The following is a 24,481-nucleotide window of genomic DNA, read 5'->3' as shown; positions in this document are numbered from 1 at the left end:
CATCTATCACAATGGTGTTTATATAAAAACAAATAATTTTTTTAAAAATAATCATAATTTTAGGAAGATTCTGATAGAGGATTTAAAAGTGATTGAAATAAATAACTTTGAGTTTCAAAGAATACTTTACTCTAAAGAAAATATTACTATTTATATAGTAAAAATACCTCTAGTGGTAAATTATTTATTGCCAAGAGACTAAGTGAAAAATATCCATCATTTTCTGATATTTCTAGCCTTAAAAATGAATTTGAAATCACTAATAAATTAAATTCAAATGGAGTTATACAAGCACACTCTTTTATAGCAAACAACAATAATTATGCGTTTATAAAAGAGTATTTTGAAGGATGTACACTGAAGGAATATATATCTAAAAATCGCGTAAATATAAGGACTTTTTTGGAGATAGCTTGCCAGATTTCTAAAACTTTAAATGAAGTTCATTTGCAAGGTATTATTCATAAAGATATTAATCCTTCGAATATTATTTATAATCCAAAAACTAATGAAGTTAAGTTGACCGACTTTAGTATAGCCGCAGAAAATACGCAAGAGAAAATAAGTATTGATGATGAAGAGATTATTAATGGGACTCCACTTTATTTATCTCCTGAACAAACTGGAAGAATAGATCGAACAATTGATTATCGCACTGACTTATATTCATTAGGAATTACTTTTTATGAGATTTTAACTGGTCGATTACCATTTTATTCTCATAAAGTCTCTGAGGTTATTCATATGCACTTATCTGTTATTCCTGATACTCCTCACAATATTTATGATTTTATCCCTGAACAGATTTCTCAAATAATTATGAGGTTATTACAGAAAAATGCTGAGGACAGATATCAGAATGCATTAGAACTATTAGTAGATCTAGAGCAATGTGTAAAAAACTTATCTATTAATAATACTGATTTTATTCTTAAAACGAGACAAAGTATAGCTATTAGTCAATTTAGTATCCCTAATAAATTATATGGCAGAGAAAATGAAATTAAGCTCCTAAATAATGCCTTTAAAAGTACTTTTATTGGTCAAAAAAGAATAATCCTTGTGAAAGGAAATGCTGGCGTTGGTAAAACATCTCTTATAAAGAGTATCAATAAAAGTAATTCAGATCATTGTGGTATAGAAATTAGCGGTAAATTTGAACAAAGCCATAAGAATATTCCTTATTATGGCTTTGTTCAAGGCTTGACTATTGCTATTAGAAAAATATTGCGAAGTAATAGTAATGATATAAATTACTGGAGAGAAAGATTTATCAGTTCTTTAGGAAAGAATATTAATCTATTAGTTAATATTATTCCTGAACTTAATATAGTCTTACAAATTGATCAGATTGAGATTAGACAAGTTATTCCAGAATCACAAGCCATATTTATTCAGACACTAGAGACATTTATACAATCTTTTGGTAGCAAGAAGCATCCTATAGTTTTATTCTTGGATGATTTGCAGTGGGCTGATTTTGCTTCTCTAGAGTTGCTTACTAGCCTAGCTAATAGTAAGCAGAGTAAGTATATTTTATTTATACTAGCGTACCGTCATGTTGAAATAAGTAAATTACACCCTTTCAATAGAGTACTGAGTGATTTAAATAAGAAAGATCTTATTAATCATAGTATTGAATTGCAGCCATTATCTTTATCTTCTGCAAAAGATCTTGTCGCAGATACTCTTAATTGCGACCTTGAATATATTGATTTTTTAGCAAACCTTATATTTCAAAAGTCTGGTGGTAATCCGTTTTTTCTTATTCAGCTATTAAAAACTTTATATCAAGATAAGTATATATATTTTGATTATGCTGTAGAAAAATGGAATTGGAATATAGAACGAATATTGAAAAGTAGTATTACGGACTTTAGTGTTTTAGAACTACTATCTAGGAATATACAGAAATTACCTAAACAAACACAAGATTTAATTCAATATTGTTCATGTATAGGTAGTCAGTTTGATCTGATTACTCTTGCGGGTATTAGCCATAAGACTAAATCAGAATTAACAGAGACTATGTTCGCTGCTATTGATTCTGGATTGATTGTCTCTACACAAGATTCTTATGAGTCTAACTTACTTCTTGAAGATGACATTAAACCTCATTTTAATATATATTTTAGATTTGTACATGATTATATTCAACAAGCTATTTATCTCAGTATACCTGAGTCTGAAAAAAGCTCTCTGCATTTATTGATTGGAGATTTTTTGTTGAGAAAATACAGAGATTCAGCTTTTGATAAAAAGCTATTTGAAATTATAAAGCATTTCAATAAAGGAATTCATCTTGTTGATGATTTAATTAAGAAAAATGAGCTTGCTGAATTAAATTTTATAGCAGGTAATAAATCTAAATTAGCAGCAGCTTATGAATCAGCTTGTGAATATTATAAAACAGCATCAGTATTATCAAAAAAATATTGCTTAGAAAATTTTAATAACTCTAGTACAGAATTATATCTTTCACTTTTAGAGTGCTTATATATAAGCTCAGAAAGAAATCAAGCTGATTCATTAGCTATAAAATTAATTCATAATGCAAAATCTTTGTCGATTAAAATTTCTGTCTATGAGTTGCAAATTGCTTTCTGTTTTACTCAGAATCAACCTTTGCAATCAATAGATAAAGCAATTGAAGCATTAAATCTTTTAAATGTAAAACTTCCGAATAACCCTAACAAAATAGAGCTACTATTTAATGTATTAAGAGCAAAAATATCACATCGAAATCTTACAATAGAGAGCTTAACAGAGTTACCAGTGATGAGTGATGAAAAAAGTCTTGCTGCAATGCGGGTACTTATGACTGTTGTACCCGCAGCTTTTGTTGCTAGGCCTAATCTTTTTCCATTAGCTATATTAAAAATGGTAAATCTATCTATATCCTATGGTAATTCTCCAGTTTCTGGCTTTGCTTATAATAGTTATGGAACAATTTATAATGTTGTTTTTAATGATATAGAAAAATGTTGTAGTTATAGCGATTTATCATTGCAGTTGCTTGAAAAGTTTTCTAGCTATGAGATAAAACCAGCTATTTATTTAGTAGGCTATGCTTTTAATAAACCATGGAAGTATCAAATTAGAAGTTTATTAACCCATCTATCTAATGCTTCTAATTACGCGTTAGAAATTGGTGATGTTGAAAATCTAGGTCATTGCTCTGCTTTTTATTGCATTTTATCTTTTTTTAGCGGGAAACCTCTTTCCGAAGTTATTGACGAGAATTTTAAGTATATCGATATTTTGTCGAGTTATAAGCAATACTTTCAGTGTACCCATTTAAGCATTTGGGCACAAGTATCTGAGAATTATGTAGATACTAAACTAGATGTGAGCTTACTTGAAGGTAGTTTTTTTAATGAAGAAGAGCAAAGCTCTGACATTCTTCATTCATCAAACGATTTAATAATTTTTCCTTTTTATTTGGCAAAGATGATTTTATCTTTTTACTATAAAAAATTTGATGAGGCTTTGCATTTATCTAATCTTCTGAATGATCATATTGATGGTGTAAACGGAATAATTTACATAGCAATTTATTATTTTTACTATTGTTTAACTTTATTGGCTTTGTGTAGTACGCAAAAAATTATTGTCCGTCGCAAGTATTTAATTATAGTTAATCGCATTATTCATAGATTTAAAAAATGGGCTAAAGCTTGCCCTGAGAATTTTAGCAATAAGTATTTTCTGATTAAAGCTGAGTATTATAGAGTTATAAATAATTTTAGTTCTTCTTCTAAATATTACGATAAAGCTATCGAATCTTCAAAATCTAATCTTTTCTTACAAGAGGAAGCTCTTGCCAATGAATTAGCAGCTGAATTTTATTTCAGCAATAAGAATTTTAAGATTTCTGCTTTATATTTCAAGGAATCTTGTTATGCCTATTTTAATTGGGGTGCGTTATCAAAAATTGAAGATATCAAATATAGATATTCAAATATTAGTGAGGAATTTAAGCAAATTTTTACTTCATATCAGAAAGATGGAAACAACGTAAAACTATCATCTTCAGAAACTCTGGGGAATATTGATTTAAGAACTGTCATAGAAACTTCTCAGGCAATTTCCGAGGAAATTATACGAGATAAACTATTAAATAAAATCTTGGAGTATCTCATTGAATTGGCTGGCGCAACTCAAGCTTATTTAATATTATATAGAGATGAAAATTTATATATAGAGGCAACGGCTTCAATGAATAGTTCACCTATCGTTAAAATCAAAACAGAATTGATTAAGAATAGGAATGATATCCCTCATAGCATTTTAAACTATATCTTTAGGACTAAAGAAAATGTCGTTATTAATGACACAAGAGAGGAGCATAAAGAAAACTATAATTTGGAAATATACTTTAATCTTCCAAAGTCTTTACTAGGAATGCCTATCATTAGTCAAGGCAAATTAATAGGGATTGTATATTTAGAGAATGATTTAGTATACGATGCCTTTAAGGAAAATCATCTCGAGACCATTAGAATTCTTTGTGCCCAAGCTGCTATTTCCCTTGAGAATGCCTATTTATATGAAGATTTACAGCAATCTCAAGCTAGAGAACAAGCTGAGCGAGAAATTAATGAATTGAAATCTCGCTTTATCTCGATGACTTCCCATGAATTCCGAACACCTTTAACAGCTATTTTAGGGACAACAGAGTTAATCAAGCATTATGGACAAGGGTGGGATACTAATAAGCAACATACTTATCTAGATCGTATCCAAAAGAATGTTAAGCATATGACTGGACTTCTAGATGATGTCTTAGTTTTGAGTAAAGCTGATGTCAATAAAGTTGAGTTTAATCCTAAACTAATTAACCTTGAAGTTTTCTGCAGTAGTCTTGTCGAAGAATTTCAGCTCAATACTAAACGCGATCAACAGATTGAGTTTGAATTTTTTTGGAATCAACATGAGGTCTATTCAGACGAGAAAATTTTGAGACAAATCCTCAGTAACTTATTGTCCAATGCCATTAAATATTCTCCTGAAAGTACTAGTGTTCGATTTCAGGTCAATGTAAATGAAGAAGAAGCAACCTTTTTCATAAAAGATCAAGGAATTGGGATTCCTGAAGCTGATCAGCAGCATCTGTTTGAATCATTTCATCGCGCTACAAATGTTGGACAAATTCAAGGTACAGGACTAGGTCTCGCAATTGTTAAAAAGTCCGTCGAGCTGCATCGGGGGACGATCGATTTTGAGAGTATTGCAGATCAAGGCACAACTTTTATTGTCAAGCTGCCGATTACTGCAGAAGCATTAGGCATTGAATCCCATTAGCCTTGTGCTGCTTTTTCAAAGGCTAACGCTGCATCTATGGTTGCATCGACTTGGAAGAGTTGTTCTGCGATCGCAGGTGATACCGTAAACGTATCGAGGGATTGTTGAGTAAGAGCAGTAATGTCTTCAATGCTGCGAATACTGGCAACTAAAATCTTGGTTGAACTCTTGACTCCGGTCAGACCTCTTTGCATCGAAATGATACCTTGCCTACCGTCTTGTCCCAGATCTGTCATGCGTCCTAAGTAAGGGGCGGCATAGTCAGCCTTCAAGGCGGCAGAAATCAATGCCTGGTGAACTGCATAAACTCCAGTTAAAGTTACCCGTATTCCTTGTTGGATTAATTGGGCTGCAGCTTCTGTGCCTGTCAACGTTATAGGTACTTTGACGACTACGCGGGAATCAATAGCTGCGATCGCAGTTCCCCGACGAACTAAATCTTCAACTTCAGCCCCCCAGGTCTGTAAATGAATTTCTTGAGCACCTCTTTGAAAGGCAGCTGTGGCTAGCCCTTGGAGTTGGTCAAGGGTGCAAGGAATATGGGCTCTCTCCAATAAGGTCGGGTTGGTTGTAACGCCATAGAATAAGCCCTTACTCAACCAAAAATCCCAGGCCTTGATATCTGCGGTATCTAAAAATAGGTACATAAAGCCAATCCCGAGTAACCCTTGCCAGAGAATCTTACCCGAAGTGGGGGGCTATCCCATTCGTTTTTGGATCTGTGTAAATGCCACCTGAACTAAGCTGGATAAATCCGTAGTCGGCGGTTCGGATCTTCACCAAAACTACGAGACTGTAAACGGTAATGCTCAATCAATTCATGCTGCATTTTGCGAATGCTCGCAGATCGGGGAAGTAACTCCACTGGCTGCTTTTTGGGAATAACGATTTGTTCAACCGCCAACCTGGCTTCTTCCAGAGCTTCGATCTCATCGTCATCATTACTGCCGGAAAATAGCTTGAGATCCACCAGTTCTGGGGTACCTGGATCATCCATATTCACTAGTCGGCGTAAACCTCTGGCAATTTGAGGAATAGTGCTCGACTTAACGGTGTGGATGGGAACATGGCGGGTTTTGGCTAGATTGCGCAATTTGGAATGATGCTTAAGGTGCGATCGCAAGGCAAATATCACATCTGCATGATCCATATCCTTGGTCAGCACAATTGGCAGATTCAGGGTGGTAATCACCTGATCGAGTTGAGACCGACTCACGGCATAGGGATAGACATGGAGGGGCAGATCCTCGCCATTGGGGCCAGCAGCAAAATGGAGGGTATTGCCATACTGATCTTGCTGCTGCAAGGAAGCATCCAGTAGCGTTTGAAACTCATTGAAATCTGTTTTAGCTGGGGCCACCTGATTCGGGACGGGTTTCATCCGACCTGAGGATCGCCAGCCACTGGGAGCAGACTCAATGGGCGTCGGCTCAGGGATAGGCGTGGTCGATAGTTCATGGGTAATAGTGACCTTGCCGCTCTCGCTGACCGTCCGGACTTGAGGATTCGGCATCCGACCGCGCAGGAGGTTGTCAATCGTGTTGGCTACCTCTTCATGGACAATCCATCGGGACCGCTCTAGCATTTCGACGGCAATATCGAAGGTCGGAGGAGCCTTCCGTTCCAGCACACTTTTCTGGCTACCTCGGCGACGGGCTTCATCATCTCCGAGGGTGACGGACTGAATACCCCCGACCAGGTCAGACAAGGTTGGGTTTTTCAGCAGGTTTTCAATCCGGTTGCCGTGGGCAGTACCGATCAGCTGCACCCCCCGTTCGGCAATGGTGCGGGCCGCTGCCGCTTCCAGTTCAGTGCCAATTTCATCAATCACGATCACTTCTGGGGTGTGGTTCTCTACCGCCTCAATCATCACCTGATGTTGCAGCTCGGGACGGGCCACCTGCATCCGCCGAGCCCGACCAATGGCGGGGTGAGGAATATCGCCATCCCCAGCAATCTCGTTGGAGGTGTCAATAATCACGACCCGCTTGAGGAGATCATCGGCTAGAACCCGGGCAATTTCCCGCAGGGCGGTGGTTTTACCGACGCCAGGCCGCCCCAGCATCAGAATGGAACGACCACTTTCCACCAAGTCACGAATAATTTCGGTGGTGCCTAACACCGCCCGACCGACGCGGCAGGTGAGACCAATAATCTCCCCTTGGCGGTTGCGCATGGCGCTAATCCGATGCAGGGTCCGCTCAATACCGGCCCGGTTATCGCCACTGAAGTGGCTGACCCGCTGGATGCAGTAGTCTAAATCATCTCGACTAATGGGTTCTGTGGATAAATATTCGGCTTGACCAGGGAAGCGAGCTTCCGGTTGGCGCCCCAGATCCATCACCACTTCAATCATCACACTGCGTTGGGGATGGTGTTGCAGGTGAGATCGCAATGTCTCGGGCAAAATATCGAGCAATTGTTCAAGATTATCGGTGATTTGCTGGTTTTCTCCTGATGCTTGTTCAACCATGAATTTGCAGTAAATGAAATAACAAAGGGCTAGCCGTGAGCTAGCAGATCCGAGATGAGCTCCCCCGGCTCATCGATGGGACTAGCGGTAAATCTTGGCCGAGTGTGCTCCTAGTCTGAGGTTGATTCAAACCAGGTTTGAGCTGGGCCACCAATGAAGAGGCTAGAGAGACGGCCTCTTGTAGTAATTGAGCATGATGTTCGATCTGATGGGTTGATAAGGTTTCCAATTTGGTTTGAAGGGGGGCGAGGAGGTTTCGGGCAAAACTGCCGTAGGCGACACCCGCGATATAGGATGCATGAATGGTCATGGATGAACTCATCAACCGAGGATGCAGTAACCCTTTGGCTTTGAGTTTAGCAATAGTATGCCGATTTGTGCCGCCAGCCAGTTGGACATAACCGGGTAATTGTGCTTTTAAAACTTTTTCAGCCAAGAGAACCGTTGCTCGGGTGGTGCCGTCTCCAATGTCTCCACTCATGGGTCGGCCATCGGTCTGCCAGATGAGAGGACAGGGTAACGGCTCCATGAGTTGGTAGAGACTCGCCAGATAATCCAGGAGACCCTCGCTATCAGGACAGCTCACTGCTAAGACCTGTAAATGGGGCACAAAGGGCTTGAGAGTGTGCCATAACTGCTCAAACTCGGCCAAATGCCCCACTTGGGTGTGAATTTCCAAGGCTTGCACAACACCAGCCTGAATAAAGGGGCCGACGATGTCGGGTTTAGCGGTGTGGGACACCGTGGCGATTTGCTCAATGGGGCAAACGGGTAAGCAGCGGCCACAGCCATAACATCGATCGCTCATGACGCCGGGACTAGGAAATGCGATCGCATCTGCAGGACAAACCTGCACACAGGGTTGAGGACAGTAAGCAGGACATTGTTCAGGCTGGAGGGTCGCTTTGCGAAAATGCGGATCCTCACCCGCATTGAGGCTCACCATCAACAGGGGACGAGGATGGGTGAGGGAAAGCTGAAGCGCGGTTGCGATCGCATCTTCCGCGACAGCAATGACAGCTGGATCAGCCGCGACATCAATACAATCGGCTCCTGCCAGAGTATAGGCCAACACCAGGTTACGGACAGCGGGCAAATGCTGATAACTGGCTCCACAAATTAACTTGAACCAGTTGCCTTGAGGGAGGGACTGGAGAGGAAAGGCAAAATCAATCACTCTAACAGCCTAATCTGAATTGATTAGCCCTGGGTTAACATTTTGCCTTGTCTTAAGGGAGTCAGGATATTCAGGTATCTAAGCCGCAGCGACAATATCGGAGAGGGGCTGCCATTCAAAGCTCCGGGCACCGCCTAACTCAACCACCACTTTTAATCGAGGCTCCGAGGCTGTAATGGCGCTTAGATAAGCCAGCTCTTGCTTTGCTAACCGCTTCCCATCATAAAGCCATAGGGCTAAGCCCTTGGCTTGGGGCGGCAAATTCTCTAATTGGTACGTCACAAAAGGAGGCAAGAAATAAGTGCGAATTTGATTTTTGCCTAAATGAGGAGGGCGCACCCCATGGACATCGGTGAAGTAAGAGGCTAAATCTCCCATGCCTGGGGCTGATACAAATAATGTCAGATACCCTGTTGCCCGGAGTCGGCGCTTGTAGCGACCTTCAAATCCGCCTTCAGACGGAACATAAATGCCAACGGCGCCCGATTGTTCAATGGTGCGAATGAATTTTTTCCCGGTCGCAAGCAGTGGCATAAGAAGAAATTTACCCTGAGTGTGGATGGACGCATAAATACTTACCCTAAACTTACACGAAATCCAGGGTTTCTGTTCACTTCTTCCCCATCAATTCAGCGATGGGAATCCGCGGGAATGGCTCAGTCCGATGTTGAGTCACCTCGATAGCGAAGAATAACAGCCAAGGATCGTCCAAATTGCCGCCATACCAAAGCCAATCAATAGGCTGCTATTCTTCCAGTCTCCGGCGTTCAGTATTTTTCCTGAGGATATTTGTAAAGATTTATGAATAATTAATAAGTAATTGATAGATGTTGCCTGCCTTCTACCGATCTTCAGGGCAGGGGGGAGGTGGTGTCTTCCCCAAATAAGAGCACTTATTCATTTTAATGCGGAGATAAGCACTAGCAATGATTTACGATGTCACGTTTCGAGATGAAACCACTGGAGAAGAGAATACTATTTGTGTCCCAGCGGATGAGTATATTTACGATGCAGCGGAGTTAGAAGGCCTAGAACTTCCCGCCTCTTGTCGGTCTGGATCTTGTATTACGTGTGTTGGCAAAGTTGTTGATGGTGAAGTCGAGCATGATCGCTCTATTTTGAGCGATGCAGAAGAAGAAGCCGGTTTCATGCTGACCTGCTGTGCTTATGCCCGCTCCAACTGCACGATTTTAGTTAGGCAAGAAGATGAACTCTTAGATTTTGCCGCTGTGTAGTTTCCCGTCAGAGACGAGTATGTTGAAACTTTGTCAACGAAGTTCACTGTAGGGCTTGGGCCTTTTGGAAACGTGGACGCCCTGAGCAGCTCCCATCTTTGGCCTGATAATACAGTCTGGGTCGTACTCCTAAGGTCACCCACCATCCCTGGCTTCTAGATTGGAGAGGTTCTGTTTAGGGAATATGTTAGGGGTCGCTGGGTAAACTAAGGCTGCCCCATAGGGTGATGCCGTTACCTTGAGAACAATTGATGCAGCGTTCTGTCTTATCTCAATCTTGGCGTCAACGGTTACAGCCTCGGTCGCTCCCTCCTGAAGACTCCAGAGCGCTGCGTTTAGGAGTGCAAATCCTGGTCTGTGTGGGAATCCTGGCGACCGATTCGGCGACAGGGAGCTGGCACAGTTTATGGGCGATTCCATTGAGTTTGATGGGGGCCGCCTGGAGTTGGCGACAACGGCATCGTCGAAATATTGCTGCCAAATGTGGGATTGCCATTGGCATGATTCTCGTTTTGGTCGTCTTTCTTAACCGTTTAGCGGGCCAAGCAGGTGACTCGCGTATCTTGTTGACGGAGTTACTGATTCAGGTTCAAATCCTGCACGCTTTTGATCTTCCCCGACGCAAAGATTTGGGGTACTCAGCGGTGATTGGCATCATTTTAGTTGGAGTCGCAGCCACCGTCAGCGAAACGATGGTGTTTGGGGGATGGCTCTTACTGTTTCTTGCTTGCGCCTTACCCGTTCTTATCCTCGATTATCGATCCCGTCTAGGTTTGAAGCTGCTCAAACGTCGTTCGGTGAGCTTGCCCCCCGCCCAGATTGGCAGGATGCTAGTCGCCGTGGTGACCGTGGGATTGGTCATTTTTGCCCTGCTGCCCCGCTTACCTGGATACCAGTTGAGAACGTTACCCGTGAGTGCGGCGATTGATATTCCGGGTAAGTTTGATGCCCAGCAAATTGTTAATCCTGGTTATGGTCAGGGAGATAGTGCCACTTGGGATGGCACAGGGCAAGACGGCGAAGATCTGGAGGGAGAGATTATCTTTGATGATCAGTTTTATTACGGGTTCAGTCAACGCATTAATCAAAATTTGAGAGGTGTCCTCAAACCGGAAATTGTGATGCGAGTGAGGTCCCAAGCCCCTGGATTTTGGCGGGTCTTAGCCTTTGACGAATATACCGGCCAGGGCTGGCAAATGTCTCGCAATGATAAATCCGAAACCTTGAACCGACCAGCGTGGTCCTATCGGTTTGTGGTGCCTCAACTCGGCCAGCGGGGTCGCACCAAAGAAGTGATTCAAACCTATTCCATCGTTTCTCGCTTCCCCAACCTGATTCCAGCCCTTAGTCAAGCCCGTGAAATCTATTTCCCGACTCGTGAAATTGCTCGAGATCCAGAAGGGGGATTTCGGTCGCCTGTGCAGCTCCAGGATGGGCTAACCTACTCGGTGATTTCAGATGTTCCGTATCGAGATCGCAAGCAGTTACGAAAAGCCTCCCGCCAGTATCCTCAATTTATTCGCCAGCATTATCTTCAAATTCCAGATGGCATTGCGTCTCAGATTAAAGAGCAGACCGAAGCCCTCTTGGAAAAAGCCAATCGTCCTCCCATTTCCGCTTATGAGAAAGCCCTGTATTTAGCGCAAAGCCTCAAACAAACCTATTCACTGCAGCCTGATCTGCCGGTGCTTGAGGCAGAAGAAGATTTGGTGAGTGCCTTCTTATTTAAGTATCAAGGGGGCTATCCTGACCATTTTTCCACTGCTTTAACCATGATGTTACGCTCCATCGGCATCCCCGCACGCCTAGTCATGGGATTTGCCCCTGGGGAATTTAATGCGTTCACGGGGCTATATGAAGTGAAAAATGTGGATGCCTTTGCGATGGCGGAGGTCTACATTCCCCAATTTGGTTGGTTTACCTTTGATCCTATTCCCGGCCATGACTTGGTTCCCCCTTCCGTAGATGACGACTACACCTTCTCGGTATTGAAGACCTTATGGAACTGGGTGGCGGGTTGGTTACCCTCACCGATGATGAATGGATTGACGGCAATATTCGCCATGATCGGTGCAGGGTTGGCCCAAGCCTTAGGATTTTTTACAGGGGGTTGGCAAGGCTGGATGGCAGGACTACTGGTGCTGAGTGGTATCGCGGTACTCGGCTGGTTGGCTCCTCAAGGCTGGCAATGGTGGCGCTATCGGCGACGCCTGGCGACGCTACCACCCATGGAAAAGCTATACCAGCGAATGCTGCATGTATTAGCGAATCGAGGTGTACCTAAACGCCCCCATGAAACGCCATTTGAATATACCCATCGGTTACATCAAAAAGGGGAAGGGGCAATCGCTGACCTCGTAACTGAGATTTCTCAGATTTATGTAAGTTGGCGATATGGCCATCAACCCTATGACTTGAGTGACGTTCATCTAAGATTTCAAGCCCTCAGGGAAAAACTGAGGTCGCAGTAGGTTCGCACACCTGAAATGAATTGACAATGAGGCTACAAAATAACTTTGTTTTGACTACTCTTTGAAGTTTTACTCAAAAGTAAATTCTGATGGGTTTTTAGTCCATACTAATACTAAGAATCATCCGTATATTGCTGCTATTTGTTACCAAGAATTCGCTCCTAGAGCAAAAATACGTGATTTTACGCATATGTTCTCAGGGTTAAACGGTCCATCCTAAGAATGAAGGCATGTACCTGAAAAAGTTGTTCTAGATCAAATCTGCCACTTGCCATCTTGCTGAGCTGGTAACTGCCAATGCTCTGACTATTAACTACCAAATCAGTTAGTTTATGACCTATACCTCCAGTCTTCCAACACCCACCCAACAGGACAAACCACAGGTCGCACCTGCCAAAGTGCTACAGAAAGTGATCTCTGAGCAACGGTCTGGCCGCATCACTATCACTGATTCTCGTGATCCGTCGATTAGCTGGCGGGTGTATCTAGGCGGTGGGCAAATGCATTTTGCAGAGAGCACAATGGGACATGCCGAGCGATTACCCTACGTGCTCAAAAAGCAGCTACCCGACTTTAATTTGTCTGAGCCTCTACCGAATAATACGTCAGAGTATTCCTATCTGTGCAAGTACTGGCAGGCCAATAATTTACCCCTAAATTTCTTCCGAAAACTGCTCGCGATTCTGACCCAAGAAGCATTAATGCAGTTCTTAGCCCTCCCCCAAGGCTACTTAGAATTTGAGCCCAATGTGGGGTTGGATCCACTATTGCTTTCTGCTCCGTTTCGCCAGCTCGTTTTACCGGTCCGAGATCAAATTAATCAATGGGCACAGCTGCAGGCTGTGATTGGCTCTCCCTTCCAAAAGCCTCATTTAGAGGATCCCGATCAATTCTTGAAATTAGCTTGGAAGGAAAATGGCCAAGGACGACACTTACAAAATATTGTCAATCTATTAGAACAAGACCTTTGCTTCTATGAGTTAGCCACCCAGGCAGATTTGGATGTCTTGACTCTGGTGACTGATTTAGCGCCGATGGTTCAGGCTGGAGCCATCAGTCTGAACCCTTATCGAGTCATCGAAGAGCAAGTTCGCCCCGTGGTTGCTTGTGTAGATGATAGTCAAACCATTCAACAATTTGTGAAACTGTCCCTAGAGGCAGAAGGCTTTGAAGTCCTGCAATTGATGGATCCGAAACAGGCATTAACGGTCTTAATTGAGCAACAACCCAACGTCATCCTTATGGACATTGAAATGCCGAAGATGGATGGGTATGAGCTGTGTCGCATGGTTCGCCAAGTCGATATGCTCAAGGAAATTCCTGTTGTGATGTTGACAGGTCGAGAAGGTCTGATTGACCGGATGAGAGCCCGGATGTCTGGTTGTACGGCCTATTTGACCAAGCCATTTAATCCTCAAGAACTATTAGCCTTGGTACAAAAACTGTCGGCTGAAGGCGCAGCCGTATCCCAGATGTAGTGTTCAAGAGTTACTGTGCACAGTAATCGCTGCATCACAACCATTAGTGCAATCGCCCAACAGGGCTTATTACCACGCAAGTTCCTTTTCAGTGCGCGTCTCAAACTCTCTGATCGTCATTGTCTACGAGGGTAAGTAGACTGGAACCACAGTGATGGGTGAGGGTGCTATGCAGCGTCTATGGTTTCAATTCTTGCTAGTGGGTTTATGCCTTACGGCTTGTCAACTGCAAGCCAGCGAACTTCCTTCCGCCACGCAACCGCCGGATCAGAGCAAAATTACAGCATTACAAACTGAATTTGAGCAAGAAATGAAAATGCAGCTTGCTCAAAAAAATCTTGATGACTATAGCTTTACGGAATTGTCTGATATTGCTTTGAACGCTGCGAAGAAAGTGTATGGGGCTCACCCACAGCTTATGAAGCAAAAAGCTTTGTTTGATTTGCAGCAGATGACAGTTTTAGACGTTCAAATCTTATCCGATTACCAGGTCAAAGAATCTCTAAACATTAGGGATTTGGAGAAGGAAATATCTGGCTTTTCCCAAGCGAAGTCTGGACAAGTCTTGGAAGACTTTCTCCCCCTCTTCTATGGTAAAACGCCGGGGGATGTGGCCCTCAGATTGAAGCAGATGATTTATTTGCGTCATACGGGGCCTAAGCAGGTGGGGCAACGAGCCATCATTAGCCAGTTTATTCCTGATCGGACCTACCGGATTCAGGCCAGTGACCCACCGCAATTGGCAGTCAAAACCTTTGAAGAAGACATCTTCTTAATGACGGTTCAAGTTACGGAGTCGGGATTACTCAAGCCTTTGCAAGTAGACTGGATGCAGCCTAAAGTAGCCTCCCAGAAATCCAGTTAGCTTGGCCAGATTATTGCCATCCCCCTAAGTTAGACATGAGCTGTCGGTTGAGATGATCTGGAATGGAGTTTGGGGGAGGCGTCTCAGGTTCTCTACAAATCAGCACTGAACAGGGGGCATGATGCATGACGTAATTGCTGACACTGCCTAACAACCATTCACTCAGACCAGCTCGTCCTCGACTTCCGAGCAAAATTAAGTCGGCCTGCCATTCCTTCGCCACTTCGCAAATGGTTTCACCAGGAGCGCCTTGTTTTTGGGTGGTTCTGACAGACACTCCTGCTAACCTTGCTTCTTCAGATTGGGCCTCTAGAATATCTTGGGCTGCATGGGTATATTGCTCCCACTGTTGCTGATAGACCTTAATCGAGGTGGCTGATAACCCTGGATAGTAATACATGCTAGGGAAGGATGTGGGGGCATCAGGGGCATCCTGGTCATCCATGGATAATACATGTAACAACATCAAATTCGCCTGGGTGGTGGCAGCTAAATCAAGGGCTTGATCAAAGACATCCAGAGCTGTTTCTGAATGGTCAAGGGCAACTAATATCTTGCGGAACATGATGAGTACCTCCGAGGGGCGTGGAAAACGATATAAGACTAGGACGGTTGAGACGATGACAGGTGTGTTTCAACTTGGGCAATAGTGAACCTTGTTTTGAGCACTGAATCAGGATTGAGGCTGATGGAGTCAATTCCTTGTTCAACGAGGAATTGGGCAAATTCTGGGTAGTCGCTAGGGGCTTGGCCACAGATGCCGACTTTGCAGTGATGGCGTTTGGCCTGGTCAATCACTTGACGAATCAGGGATTGCACACCTTCATGACGTTCATCAAAGAGGTGGGCGACTAAGGCTGAGTCTCGATCAATCCCTAGGGCTAATTGGGTGAGATCGTTGGAGCCGATGGAAAACCCATCAAAGATTTGGCTGAATTGATCCGCCAGAATGACGTTGCTGGGTACTTCACACATCACATAAACCTGGAGGCCATTTTCCCCCTGGACTAATCCAGCATTCTCCATTTCTGCAATAACTTTGCGACCTTCTTCTGGTGTTCGGCAGAAGGGCACCATGGGGATCACGTTGGTTAAGCCCATCTCGTCTCGGACGATCTTGAGGGCTTTACACTCCAAACCAAATGCTTCTCGAAACTTATCGTCGTAGTAACGAGATGCCCCCCGCCATCCCAGCATGGGATTTTCTTCCTGAGGTTCAAATTGCTGACCGCCGAGTAAGTTTGCATATTCATTACTCTTGAAATCAGACAGTCTGACAATGACAGGTTTGGGATAAAACGCTGCGGCAATAATGCCTACCCCATGGGTGAGCTGATCCACAAAGAAGTCCGGTTTGTAGGGATAGTGGCGAGTCAGGTGGGTAATTTCTTGTTGAGCTAACGGATCGTCCAGTTGATCGAAATGGATTAAGGCCAGGGGATGGGCTTTGATATGGTTGGCAATAATAAATTCTAAGCGGGCGATGCCCACGCCATCACAGGGCAGGGCTGCCAGTCTAAAGGCTTGGTCAGGATTCCCCACATTGAGCAGGATTTTAGTTTGGGTGGTGGGGAGCTGTTCTAGTTGGGTTTCTTGAACGGTAAAGGACAGTAGCCCATCGTAAACATGGCCGACTTCCCCTTCACAGCAGGCAACCGTGACCAGCCGACCGTTGGGGATCTGGTGGGTGGCATTACCACACCCGACAATGGCAGGGATGCCCAATTCCCGAGCAATAATCGCGGCATGGCAGGTGCGCCCTCCTTGGTTGGTAACGATGGCTGCGGCCTGCTTCATAATCGGTTCCCAATCGGGATCCGTTTTATGGGTGATTAAGACGTCCCCAGGCTGAAACGCACTGATTTGGCTGACATGTTGAATGATTTGCCCTCGCCCCTGGCCAATCAATTCCCCTACGGCCCGACCGGTGCTCAGGACTGACCCGGTCGTATCTAACTGGTACGTTCTTAGCAGGGTGTCTGATTTTTGCGACTGTACGGTCTCCGGTCGGGCTTGGACGATGTATAGCTCCCCGGTGAACTCATCCTGGGCCCATTCAATATCCATGGGGGTGTAGGTGCCCCGCACGGCAGAATAATGATCTTCAATTTTGCAAGCCCATTGGGCGAGGGTAAGAATTTCTGGGTTGGTGAGGGTAAATTTCTGGCGATCGCCTGCAGATACGGGCACATTTTTCGTGAGTTTACTGCCCTCTTGGTCGTAAACCATTTTGATCTCTTTACTGCCGAGTCGCTTAGATAGAATGGGCTGATAGCCCTGTTGGAGTGTTGGTTTAAACACCAAATATTCGTCTGGGTTAACGGCACCTTGGACCACGGTTTCCCCGAGCCCGTAGGCTGCCGTGATCAGGACTGCTTGATCAAACCCAGTTTCGGTATCGATGGAGAACATCACCCCAGCGGTGCCAGATCGCACCATTTGCTGGACCCCTACAGCTAAGGCCACTGTGAAGTGGTCAAACCCTTTTAAGGTGCGATAGGAAATTGCGCGATCGGTAAAGAGAGAGGCAAAACATTTATGACAGGCTTCTAAGACCCCGCGAAGGCCTTGGACATTGAGATAGGTTTCTTGTTGCCCCGCGAAGCTGGCATCCGGTAAATCCTCAGCGGTGGCGCTGGAGCGAACGGCTACTGATAAGGATGACTGTTCACCACAGTGCTGACAGAGTCTGGAATACGCTTCACTGATGGCTAGTTCTAATCCGGGAGAAAAAGGAGTGGCCAGGATCAGTTCGCGGGCCTGCTGTGCCCGTGCTCGGAGCTGTGGAATATCTTCTACGTCTAACCCTTGTAAGAGCTGACGAAGGGGGGCTTCTAGTTGGGATTGTTGCAGAAAGGTTCGATAGGCATGGGCTGTGGTGGCAAAGCCGGTGGGTACTTGGACACCTTGCGCTCCTAGCTGTTGGATCATCTCTCCTAAGGAGGCATTCTTGCCGCCAACCAGGGGAATGTCTGCAATGCCAACCTGATCAAACCAAAGAATGAAGGACTGATGTTTGGTTGTTGGCGGTTGTTGGGGAGAGATAGGAAGCATGGGGGCTAGGTCCCGCTCTCTGGAGAAGATCGGAATCAGAATATTTGTCTTCTTTATATCCCGCTAATTTGAGAAACTTGTGAGGATTTTTGAAGACCTCGTTCAAGGACTCTGAAGCCTTAGGCATCCTATAAACAAGCCTGGGCTGGTAACCATTTAGGTAACCGCTGACGCCTAAGTTAGAAGTTTGGGATAAATTGGGACCATTCCATCCAGACGAGGGTCTATGTCCTTTCAAGATGCGAGAGATTACCAAATTCTGTTTCTCAGCTTATTTTTAGTGCTAGGTATTGGGACGAAGGATTGGACCCTAAGACCCGAAATGATCGGTGTTGCGATCGCAACCACAATTCTCGTCCAAGCATTAGCCTCTTATGGGACCTATCTGTACCAGCAGCGGCGTCAGCCTAACGACCGAGCCTTTAATCCCTCGATTCGCAGCGCCCTAATTACGGCATTAGGGTTGAGCTTGCTGCTGCGAACGGATCATTGGAGCACCATGATGCTGGCAGCGACCTTGGCGATCCTGAGTAAATTTGTCTGTAAGTGGAAGGGCAAACATTTCTTTAATCCAGCCAACTTTGGCATTATTGCCGCCCTTATCTTGACCTCTGATGCTTGGGTCTCCCCTGGGCAATGGGGAGCAGTGGGCTGGTATGGCCTTTTATTTGCGGGAGCGGGTGGGGTCGTGTTGCATCGGGTAGGGCGATGGGACACCTCTGTGATGTTTTTAGCCACCTATGGAGCCTGTCTGTCCCTGCGGGATCTGTGGTTAGGGTGGAGCTGGGATGTGTGGTACCACAGTTTGTCGAGTGGATCTCTGATCTTATTTGCCTTGTTTATGCTCACCGATCCCCGATCGATCCCGGATGCCCGAGGAGCCCGTCTGCTCTGGTCTAGCAGTATCGCGGTCGTCACGTTTGTGCTACAAACGAAGCTGTTTTTATCCACCGGAATTTTCTGGGCGTTGTTTGCCTTAGCCCCCTTAACGGTGCTGTTCGATCGACTCTGGCCTGCGCCTCGCTTCACATGGACCCCTCTACCCCTATCTGATGAATCTTGCTTGGAGGTATCGCCGGCTCAGCCAGAGGATGGAGCAGACTTTCTGCCTTCCCATCCATAAGCGGGTGTTAATCTCGATATTGCTGGGGCAACCTAGTCTTAACCTGAAAATGATATTAATGTCGAGGTCAGGATAATCTTGCTTTTTCCTTTAGATCCAAGTTGTGGTCTGTTCTAAGCGGAATTCTGAGTGTTATGATTGCATCACAAATAAATCCTTGAGGAAAACGACCCTGTATGACGTCGACACCTGTTTCCCCGGTGGTGCTAGTCATATTAGATGGTTGGGGCTACCAAGAAAATTCAGATGGTAATGCCATCGCAACGGCCAACACCCCAATTATTGACAGCCTCTGGACAGCTTATCCTAGTACTTTCATTCAAACCTCTGGTAAGGCCGTAGGCTTGCCTGCAGGTCAAATGGGTAATTCGGAGGTGGGCCATCTTAACTTAGGCGCTGGCCGCACCGTCCCCCAAGAGCTGGTCCGCATTGCGGATGCGATCGAAGATGGTAGCTTGGCGACCAATCCTGCCTTGGATAAGGTTTGCAAACAAGTGTCTCAAGCCAGCACCAAATTGCATCTGATTGGCCTGTGCTCCAAAGGGGGTGTTCATGCCCATTCAGACCACCTTTTAGCTTTACTGAAGCTCGCAAAAGAGCATAATATTTCCCAAGTCTGTATTCATGCCATTTTGGATGGACGCGACACCCCTCCAAAAAGCGCGAAAGACGAAATTCTGCGATTACAGAAACAGATCGCCCATATTGGGGTGGGTCAGATTGTGACCCTGAGTGGCCGTTATTTTGCCATGGATCGTGATCGTCGATGGGATCGGATTCAGCAGGCCTATGACGTCATGGTGAACGATCAGGTGGCTGTCCCTCGGGATTGGTCTCCCCTAGATGCGATCACCGATGCCTACGATCACAAAACCACAGACGAGTTTCTTCCCCCCACTCGTATTGCTCCTGGGGCAATCGAGGCCGGGGATGGTGTGATTTTCTTTAACTTCCGGCCCGATCGAGCCCGCCAATTGACTCAAGCTTTTGTTGATCCCAAGTTCGATGGGTTTGAGCGAGAGCAGGTGAAGCCTCTTCACTTTGTCACCTTCACTCAATATGATTCAGATCTACCCACGGATGTCGCCTTTAAGCCCCAAAATCTAGACAATATTTTGGGGGAAATTGTCGCCAATCATGGTTTGAAGCAACTGCGATTAGCTGAAACCGAAAAGTATGCCCATGTCACCTATTTTTTCAACGGTGGCATTGAAGATCCCTTGCCCGGAGAGGACCGAATTTTAGTCCCTAGCCCCATGGTGTCTACCTATGACCAGGACCCACCCATGTCGGCGGCTAAGGTGACAGAAGAAGCGATCGCAGCCTTAGATAAACGCATCTATTCTTTGATGGTGATTAACTACGCCAATACCGATATGGTGGGCCATACGGGCATGATGGATGCCACGATCCAAGCCGTTGAAACCGTCGATGGATGCCTTGGTAAACTCCTAAACCAAGTGATTAACGTGGGAGGCACGCTTTTAATCACGGCAGACCATGGCAATGCCGAACGGATGTGGGATGAGACCGGTAATCCCTGGACGGCTCATACGACGAACCCTGTGCCTTTCATTTTGGTAGAGGGGGAAGGTCGCAAAATCCCTGCCCATGGTACGGATGTGCAATTGCGGGCGGATGGCCGCTTGGCTGACATTGCCCCGACTATCTTAGATATTTTGCAGCTTCCCAAACCAGAAGAAATGACGGGATCAACCTTAATTCAGGCTGCAGGATTTGAAGTTCGTCAGAACAAGAGTCCTGTCCGGATTCATCGCTAAAGGTTATACTTTGTGAGTATGTCTTGCCCAATAGGATGGGTAGACCGTCGTGCGGCTATTGATTTGCCGTCAGTATTTTTTATCGTTTACTAGGGTTTCAGTTGGATGCTGACTAACGTAATTCAAGGCGTATGGTTCTTCTCTGCCGTAGGGCTTATTGCTTTGGTACTCTTGCACAGCCCCAAAGGGGATGGTTTGGGGGGTATTGGTGGTCAAGGCCAGCTCTTCACGAGTGCTAAGAGTGCGGAAAAAACCCTTAATCGCATCACTTGGACCCTCACCCTAATGTTTATGGGCTTAACCGTGGTTCTCAGCGCTGGCTGGCTCGGTTAACGGATGAGCTTAACACAATGGGGTGGCCTAATCTGAGAAAGTGGCCTGCAGTGATGGGCTTAGGGCTCATAGGCCTTGTCGTCGCTGTTCTTGTGCATTTCGGCTGGGTCCGTCCCAATCATGCGGCCCTCCAAGCTCCTGCGGCCCAGGTGCATCCGTTGCCAGCTGCTTTAGAACGGTGGCAAGATCCCCAGGAACAAGGAGATTATTTTGATCAGATCAAAGTCACTCGCGTGGGGTATCTAGTCTGGAGCCAATTTCCCGTCAGAGTCTATACTCAGCCTGCTCCAGCGTCTTTGCCATTAGTCCAAGAGAAATGGCCCCAGGCGGTTGATCAAGCGATTCAGGCTTGGCAAGCGTATTTTCCTCTGGAAGTGGTAACTGATCCGAACCAGGCTGATATCACTATCTCAGCGGTTGATCCCACTCAACGAAGTCAGGGACGTGTTCGCTCAGCAGAGACGCGCTTTAAGCTCTATGTAGATGACCAGCAGCGGTTGTCCCATCGCTGCACCATTCAAGTTCGAGCCAATCAAACAGAGACCTATATTGCTGCTGCGGTTCGCCACGAGTTAGGCCATGCCTTGGGGATTTGGGGTCATAGCCGCTTAAAAACCGATGCCCTCTATTTTTCCCAAGTGCGAACACCCGCTCCTATTTCTGCACGGGATATGAATACCCTGAAACGGGTCTATCAGCAGCCAACTCGCCTGGGCTGGCCTGTGCAACAATCGTCAGACACTTCTGCGCCCCCTGCTGAACCTTAGCGGGCTATACTCTCAGTGCGATGCTGGTCTGAGAAAACTGTGGATTTATATCAACAAGGGTTACAACCTCTTTTATTTTCGGCTTTGAAAGCTGACCCAGAAACGGTCCATCGTCAATTGATGCGGACTTGTGCCTGGCTGGATCGGAATGTGGATCAGGGGTTGGCTCAAGGCTTGCAACGGCGGTTGGCCTCTTCTCTACAGGTGGAAGACCCTCGGCTTTCGCAATCTTTGTGGGGCCTCTCCTTTGCCAACCCCATAGGATTGGCGGCGGGGTTTGATAAGGATGGTGTGGCAACCAATATTTGGCCTCGTTTTGGGTTTGGATTTGCAGAAGTAGGAACAGTGACCTTCCACGCTCAACCCGGTAACCCTCAACCTCGCTTGTTTCGTTTACCTGAGGATCAAGCAGCGCTGAATCGGATGGGATTCAATAACCAAGGGGCTGCTGCGATGGCGAAGGTGATTGCGGCTTCACTGGACCGCCAAGCTCGTTCCTATCCTCTAGGGATTAATTTAGGCAAGTCAAAAGTTACGCCCCTCGAACAGGCGGTCGCAGATTATGTGGGGAGTTTTCAGCTACTGAAAACCTATGGGGACTATTTTGTGGTGAATGTGAGTTCACCGAATACGCCAGGGTTGCGATCGCTTCAAGCGGTTGAACAATTGGCCCCCATTTTGGCGGGTCTGCAAGCCGAGAATACGGAAGGCAAACCTCTGCTAGTGAAGATTGCCCCAGACTTAGAGTGGAAGGATATTGCCGCGATTGTAGACTTAGCTCAAGTTCATCAGCTGGCGGGCATTATTGCTACGAACACAACGATTCGGCGGGATCTGAAAACGGAGCGGATTGCCGCTACGGGGAATGTACCTAGTGAAGAAGCAGGTGGGATAAGTGGTGCCCCGGTGCGATCGCGTTCCACAGACGTGATTCGATTTATTCACAAACAGACCCAAGGCCAACTGCCAATTATCGGCGTAGGCGGCATCTTTACCGCTGAGGATGCCTGGGAAAAACTCTGTGCGGGGGCCAGCTTATTACAAGTCTATACAGGCTGGGTCTATGAAGGGCCGTGGATGGTGCGCCGAATTTTGGAAGGATTGCTGGTAAAAATGCAGGAGGAAGGCATTCAGCAACTCTCTGAAATCGTGGGTCAGAAATAGGTTGGGTCGTCTCAGTAGATATCAAGATTTAGGTGTTCTTTTTCACCAGACCAACGTCAACACTTCCCTGCCCCCCATAAAGATACAGCGGCATCAATCTATCGGAGTACCCACTACTATCCGATCTCCTCCTTCAGATTTGGCTTTAGACAGGGCTTTATCAGCAGATTGATAAAAGCTTCCAGCCCCCATCAATTGAGTACAAGGAAGCACACTAGCAATCCCCAAGCTAATCGTGATGATATCTGAGAAAGCATTAGATTGATGGGGAATGGCCAGAGCAGCTACAGCTCCTCGAATTTTCTCTGTGATGTGGAGGGACCCTTCTAAAGATGTATTTGGGAGAAGGGCTGCAATTTTCCCGCCACCATATCGGGTAATCAGGTCAGCCGGACGATTGAGACTCTGATGGATGGCCCCATCGACTTGGGATAAACATTGGTCGGCTTGTATATGGCCGTAGGTATCAGCGTAAGTTTCGAAGCCATCAATCTCGCAAACCATCAGGGATAGATGAGATTCCTCTCTGACCATCCGAAGCCATTCAACTTGGATTTGTTTTAGAAAAAACTGTCGATTGGTCAGTTGCTTAAACTCATCCATAGAGGAGAGTTGGAGCAGTTTTTGAGTTGTCTCTTCGAGTTGTCTCTTAAGTCGATTATTCTCAAAATGGATACGCACACGCTGCTTCAGAATAGGCCAGCGAATAGGTTTGGTAATGAAATCAGATGCGCCACTCTCAAAAGCTAAATTCACTGATTCCTCTTCGTCTAACCCTGTAATTATTAGGGTTAGGGGGGGAGAACCACTAGATAATTTCAAAAGTTTTCTGCAACATTCAAAACCGTTTATCTTGGGCATCATGGCGTCTAGAATCACAAGGTTCGGCATTATGCTTTTGTATGCTTCTAGACACTCTTCCCCGTTGGATGTGGTCATCACTAGATGACCATCCTTCTCCAGAAGTTGGGCTATATGATTACTGATTTCTTGATCAGGCTCTGCAATTAAGATGATGGATTGCTGACTCATGATATCTCTGTCAGCTAAGGAGAATAAATTGTCCTGAGTCATCTTCACGAGGCGAAAGGATTTAGAGTCTTGCAGTACGTGTTGTTAGAGCACAAATGATGTCTTCTCAAAATAACTGTGCTTGTAGTGCAAAGCAATGTAGTGATTCCAGATGTTAGAAGCAGAATAAAGGGTTACTCAGTTATTTCATGAGTTTTCTGGTACAGAGCAATCGACACAATCAC

General features: G+C 45.4%; 17 protein-coding genes and 1 pseudogene. 11 read left to right on the top strand and 7 right to left on the bottom strand.

Annotation, left to right across the window (positions count from 1 at the left end):
• Window positions 1-171: 171 nt before the first annotated feature.
• Together AM1_RS43925 and AM1_RS07390 are read left to right on the top strand one after the other, a co-directional pair.
• Window positions 172-846: pseudogene (locus tag AM1_RS43925) on the top strand (serine/threonine protein kinase); the annotation flags it as partial.
• Complete coding sequence (locus AM1_RS07390; RefSeq protein ID WP_269150236.1) at window positions 820-5,304, top strand: AAA family ATPase; 4,485 nt, start codon at window positions 820-822, stop codon at window positions 5,302-5,304. The pseudogene AM1_RS43925 and the gene AM1_RS07390, both read left to right, overlap by 27 nt.
• Here AM1_RS07390 and AM1_RS07385 read toward each other — a convergent pair.
• The 4 genes from AM1_RS07385 to AM1_RS07370 form a co-directional block, all read right to left on the bottom strand.
• Window positions 5,301-5,951 carry a transaldolase family protein gene (locus tag AM1_RS07385; RefSeq protein ID WP_012162194.1) on the bottom strand — a complete coding sequence of 217 codons (651 nt, stop codon included), beginning with the start codon at window positions 5,949-5,951 and terminating at the stop codon, window positions 5,301-5,303. The genes AM1_RS07390 and AM1_RS07385 overlap by 4 nt on opposite strands.
• A 92-nt stretch (window positions 5,952-6,043) precedes the next feature.
• Window positions 6,044-7,777 (bottom strand): R3H domain-containing nucleic acid-binding protein, encoded by a 1,734-nt coding sequence (locus AM1_RS07380; protein ID WP_012162193.1) that lies wholly within the window; start codon window positions 7,775-7,777, stop codon window positions 6,044-6,046.
• 40 nt (window positions 7,778-7,817) lie between these two features.
• On the bottom strand, window positions 7,818-8,954 hold the full coding sequence (gene ldpA / locus AM1_RS07375; RefSeq protein ID WP_012162192.1) for a circadian clock protein LdpA: 1,137 nt from the start codon (window positions 8,952-8,954) through the stop codon (window positions 7,818-7,820).
• A 78-nt stretch (window positions 8,955-9,032) separates the two neighbouring features.
• Window positions 9,033-9,488, bottom strand: coding sequence for an NAD(P)H-quinone oxidoreductase subunit N (locus AM1_RS07370; protein ID WP_012162191.1), 456 nt, complete (start codon window positions 9,486-9,488; stop codon window positions 9,033-9,035).
• Between the two features lie 392 nt (window positions 9,489-9,880).
• Between AM1_RS07370 and AM1_RS07365 the strand changes: the two genes are divergently transcribed.
• The 4 genes from AM1_RS07365 (at window position 9,881) to AM1_RS07350 (ending at window position 15,003) form a co-directional block, all read left to right on the top strand.
• A complete protein-coding gene (locus tag AM1_RS07365) occupies window positions 9,881-10,189 on the top strand; it encodes a 2Fe-2S iron-sulfur cluster-binding protein (RefSeq protein ID WP_012162190.1) in 309 nt (102 codons plus the stop codon).
• Between the two features lie 251 nt (window positions 10,190-10,440).
• Window positions 10,441-12,660 carry a transglutaminase TgpA family protein gene (locus tag AM1_RS07360; RefSeq protein WP_012162189.1) on the top strand — a complete coding sequence of 740 codons (2,220 nt, stop codon included), beginning with the start codon at window positions 10,441-10,443 and terminating at the stop codon, window positions 12,658-12,660.
• Window positions 12,661-12,992: 332 nt separating this feature from the next.
• On the top strand, window positions 12,993-14,138 hold the full coding sequence (locus AM1_RS07355) for a response regulator (protein WP_012162188.1): 1,146 nt from the start codon (window positions 12,993-12,995) through the stop codon (window positions 14,136-14,138).
• 154 nt (window positions 14,139-14,292) lie between these two features.
• Window positions 14,293-15,003, top strand: coding sequence for a hypothetical protein (locus AM1_RS07350; protein WP_012162187.1), 711 nt, complete (start codon window positions 14,293-14,295; stop codon window positions 15,001-15,003).
• 10 nt (window positions 15,004-15,013) lie between these two features.
• Here the strand turns inward: AM1_RS07350 and AM1_RS07345 are convergent, their stop codons facing one another.
• A complete protein-coding gene (locus AM1_RS07345) occupies window positions 15,014-15,568 on the bottom strand; it encodes a universal stress protein (protein ID WP_012162186.1) in 555 nt (184 codons plus the stop codon).
• 38 nt (window positions 15,569-15,606) lie between these two features.
• A complete protein-coding gene (gene ppsA / locus AM1_RS07340) occupies window positions 15,607-18,057 on the bottom strand; it encodes a phosphoenolpyruvate synthase (protein ID WP_012162185.1) in 2,451 nt (816 codons plus the stop codon).
• A 226-nt stretch (window positions 18,058-18,283) separates the two neighbouring features.
• Between ppsA and AM1_RS07335 the strand changes: the two genes are divergently transcribed.
• The 5 genes from AM1_RS07335 to AM1_RS07315 all read left to right on the top strand — a co-directional run bounded on the left by AM1_RS07335 (window position 18,284) and on the right by AM1_RS07315 (window position 23,225).
• Window positions 18,284-19,180 (top strand): RnfABCDGE type electron transport complex subunit D, encoded by an 897-nt coding sequence (locus AM1_RS07335; protein ID WP_012162184.1) that lies wholly within the window; start codon window positions 18,284-18,286, stop codon window positions 19,178-19,180.
• Between the two features lie 176 nt (window positions 19,181-19,356).
• Window positions 19,357-20,961 (top strand): 2,3-bisphosphoglycerate-independent phosphoglycerate mutase, encoded by a 1,605-nt coding sequence (gpmI, locus tag AM1_RS07330; protein ID WP_012162183.1) that lies wholly within the window; start codon window positions 19,357-19,359, stop codon window positions 20,959-20,961.
• Between the two features lie 105 nt (window positions 20,962-21,066).
• The gene (gene secG / locus AM1_RS07325; protein ID WP_010475901.1) at window positions 21,067-21,294 is read left to right on the top strand and encodes a preprotein translocase subunit SecG; all 228 of its coding nucleotides are present in this window, start codon (window positions 21,067-21,069) and stop codon (window positions 21,292-21,294) included.
• A 17-nt stretch (window positions 21,295-21,311) separates the two neighbouring features.
• Window positions 21,312-22,061, top strand: coding sequence for a hypothetical protein (locus AM1_RS07320; protein WP_012162182.1), 750 nt, complete (start codon window positions 21,312-21,314; stop codon window positions 22,059-22,061).
• A gap of 39 nt (window positions 22,062-22,100) precedes the next feature.
• Complete coding sequence (locus AM1_RS07315; protein ID WP_012162181.1) at window positions 22,101-23,225, top strand: quinone-dependent dihydroorotate dehydrogenase; 1,125 nt, start codon at window positions 22,101-22,103, stop codon at window positions 23,223-23,225.
• Between the two features lie 93 nt (window positions 23,226-23,318).
• On the opposite strand, the gene AM1_RS07310 is transcribed toward AM1_RS07315, so the two are convergent.
• Window positions 23,319-24,257: a GGDEF domain-containing response regulator gene (locus AM1_RS07310; RefSeq protein WP_012162180.1), complete on the bottom strand. Its 939-nt coding sequence runs from the start codon at window positions 24,255-24,257 to the stop codon at window positions 23,319-23,321.
• Window positions 24,258-24,481: the final 224 nt, after the last annotated feature.

This window comes from Acaryochloris marina MBIC11017, assembly GCF_000018105.1.
GTDB lineage: Bacteria > Cyanobacteriota > Cyanobacteriia > Thermosynechococcales > Thermosynechococcaceae > Acaryochloris > Acaryochloris marina.
Note: the sequence above shows the minus strand (reverse complement) of the source record. Positions and strands in the feature narration are given on the sequence as shown.

Excerpts from the sequence above, each read along its gene's own strand:
- AM1_RS07390 (WP_269150236.1), top strand. The coding sequence starts at position 820 with ATGAGGTTATTACAGAAAAATGCTGAGGACAGATATCAGAATGCATTA.
- AM1_RS07385 (WP_012162194.1), bottom strand. The coding sequence starts at position 5,951 with ATGTACCTATTTTTAGATACCGCAGATATCAAGGCCTGGGATTTTTGG.
- AM1_RS07380 (WP_012162193.1), bottom strand. The coding sequence starts at position 7,777 with ATGGTTGAACAAGCATCAGGAGAAAACCAGCAAATCACCGATAATCTT.
- AM1_RS07370 (WP_012162191.1), bottom strand. The coding sequence starts at position 9,488 with ATGCCACTGCTTGCGACCGGGAAAAAATTCATTCGCACCATTGAACAA.
- AM1_RS07365 (WP_012162190.1), top strand. The coding sequence starts at position 9,881 with ATGATTTACGATGTCACGTTTCGAGATGAAACCACTGGAGAAGAGAAT.
- AM1_RS07360 (WP_012162189.1), top strand. The coding sequence starts at position 10,441 with ATGCAGCGTTCTGTCTTATCTCAATCTTGGCGTCAACGGTTACAGCCT.
- AM1_RS07355 (WP_012162188.1), top strand. The coding sequence starts at position 12,993 with ATGACCTATACCTCCAGTCTTCCAACACCCACCCAACAGGACAAACCA.
- AM1_RS07350 (WP_012162187.1), top strand. The coding sequence starts at position 14,293 with ATGGGTGAGGGTGCTATGCAGCGTCTATGGTTTCAATTCTTGCTAGTG.
- AM1_RS07345 (WP_012162186.1), bottom strand. The coding sequence starts at position 15,568 with ATGTTCCGCAAGATATTAGTTGCCCTTGACCATTCAGAAACAGCTCTG.
- ppsA (WP_012162185.1), bottom strand. The coding sequence starts at position 18,057 with ATGCTTCCTATCTCTCCCCAACAACCGCCAACAACCAAACATCAGTCC.
- AM1_RS07335 (WP_012162184.1), top strand. The coding sequence starts at position 18,284 with ATGTCCTTTCAAGATGCGAGAGATTACCAAATTCTGTTTCTCAGCTTA.
- gpmI (WP_012162183.1), top strand. The coding sequence starts at position 19,357 with ATGACGTCGACACCTGTTTCCCCGGTGGTGCTAGTCATATTAGATGGT.
- secG (WP_010475901.1), top strand. The coding sequence starts at position 21,067 with ATGCTGACTAACGTAATTCAAGGCGTATGGTTCTTCTCTGCCGTAGGG.
- AM1_RS07320 (WP_012162182.1), top strand. The coding sequence starts at position 21,312 with ATGGGGTGGCCTAATCTGAGAAAGTGGCCTGCAGTGATGGGCTTAGGG.
- AM1_RS07310 (WP_012162180.1), bottom strand. The coding sequence starts at position 24,257 with ATGAGTCAGCAATCCATCATCTTAATTGCAGAGCCTGATCAAGAAATC.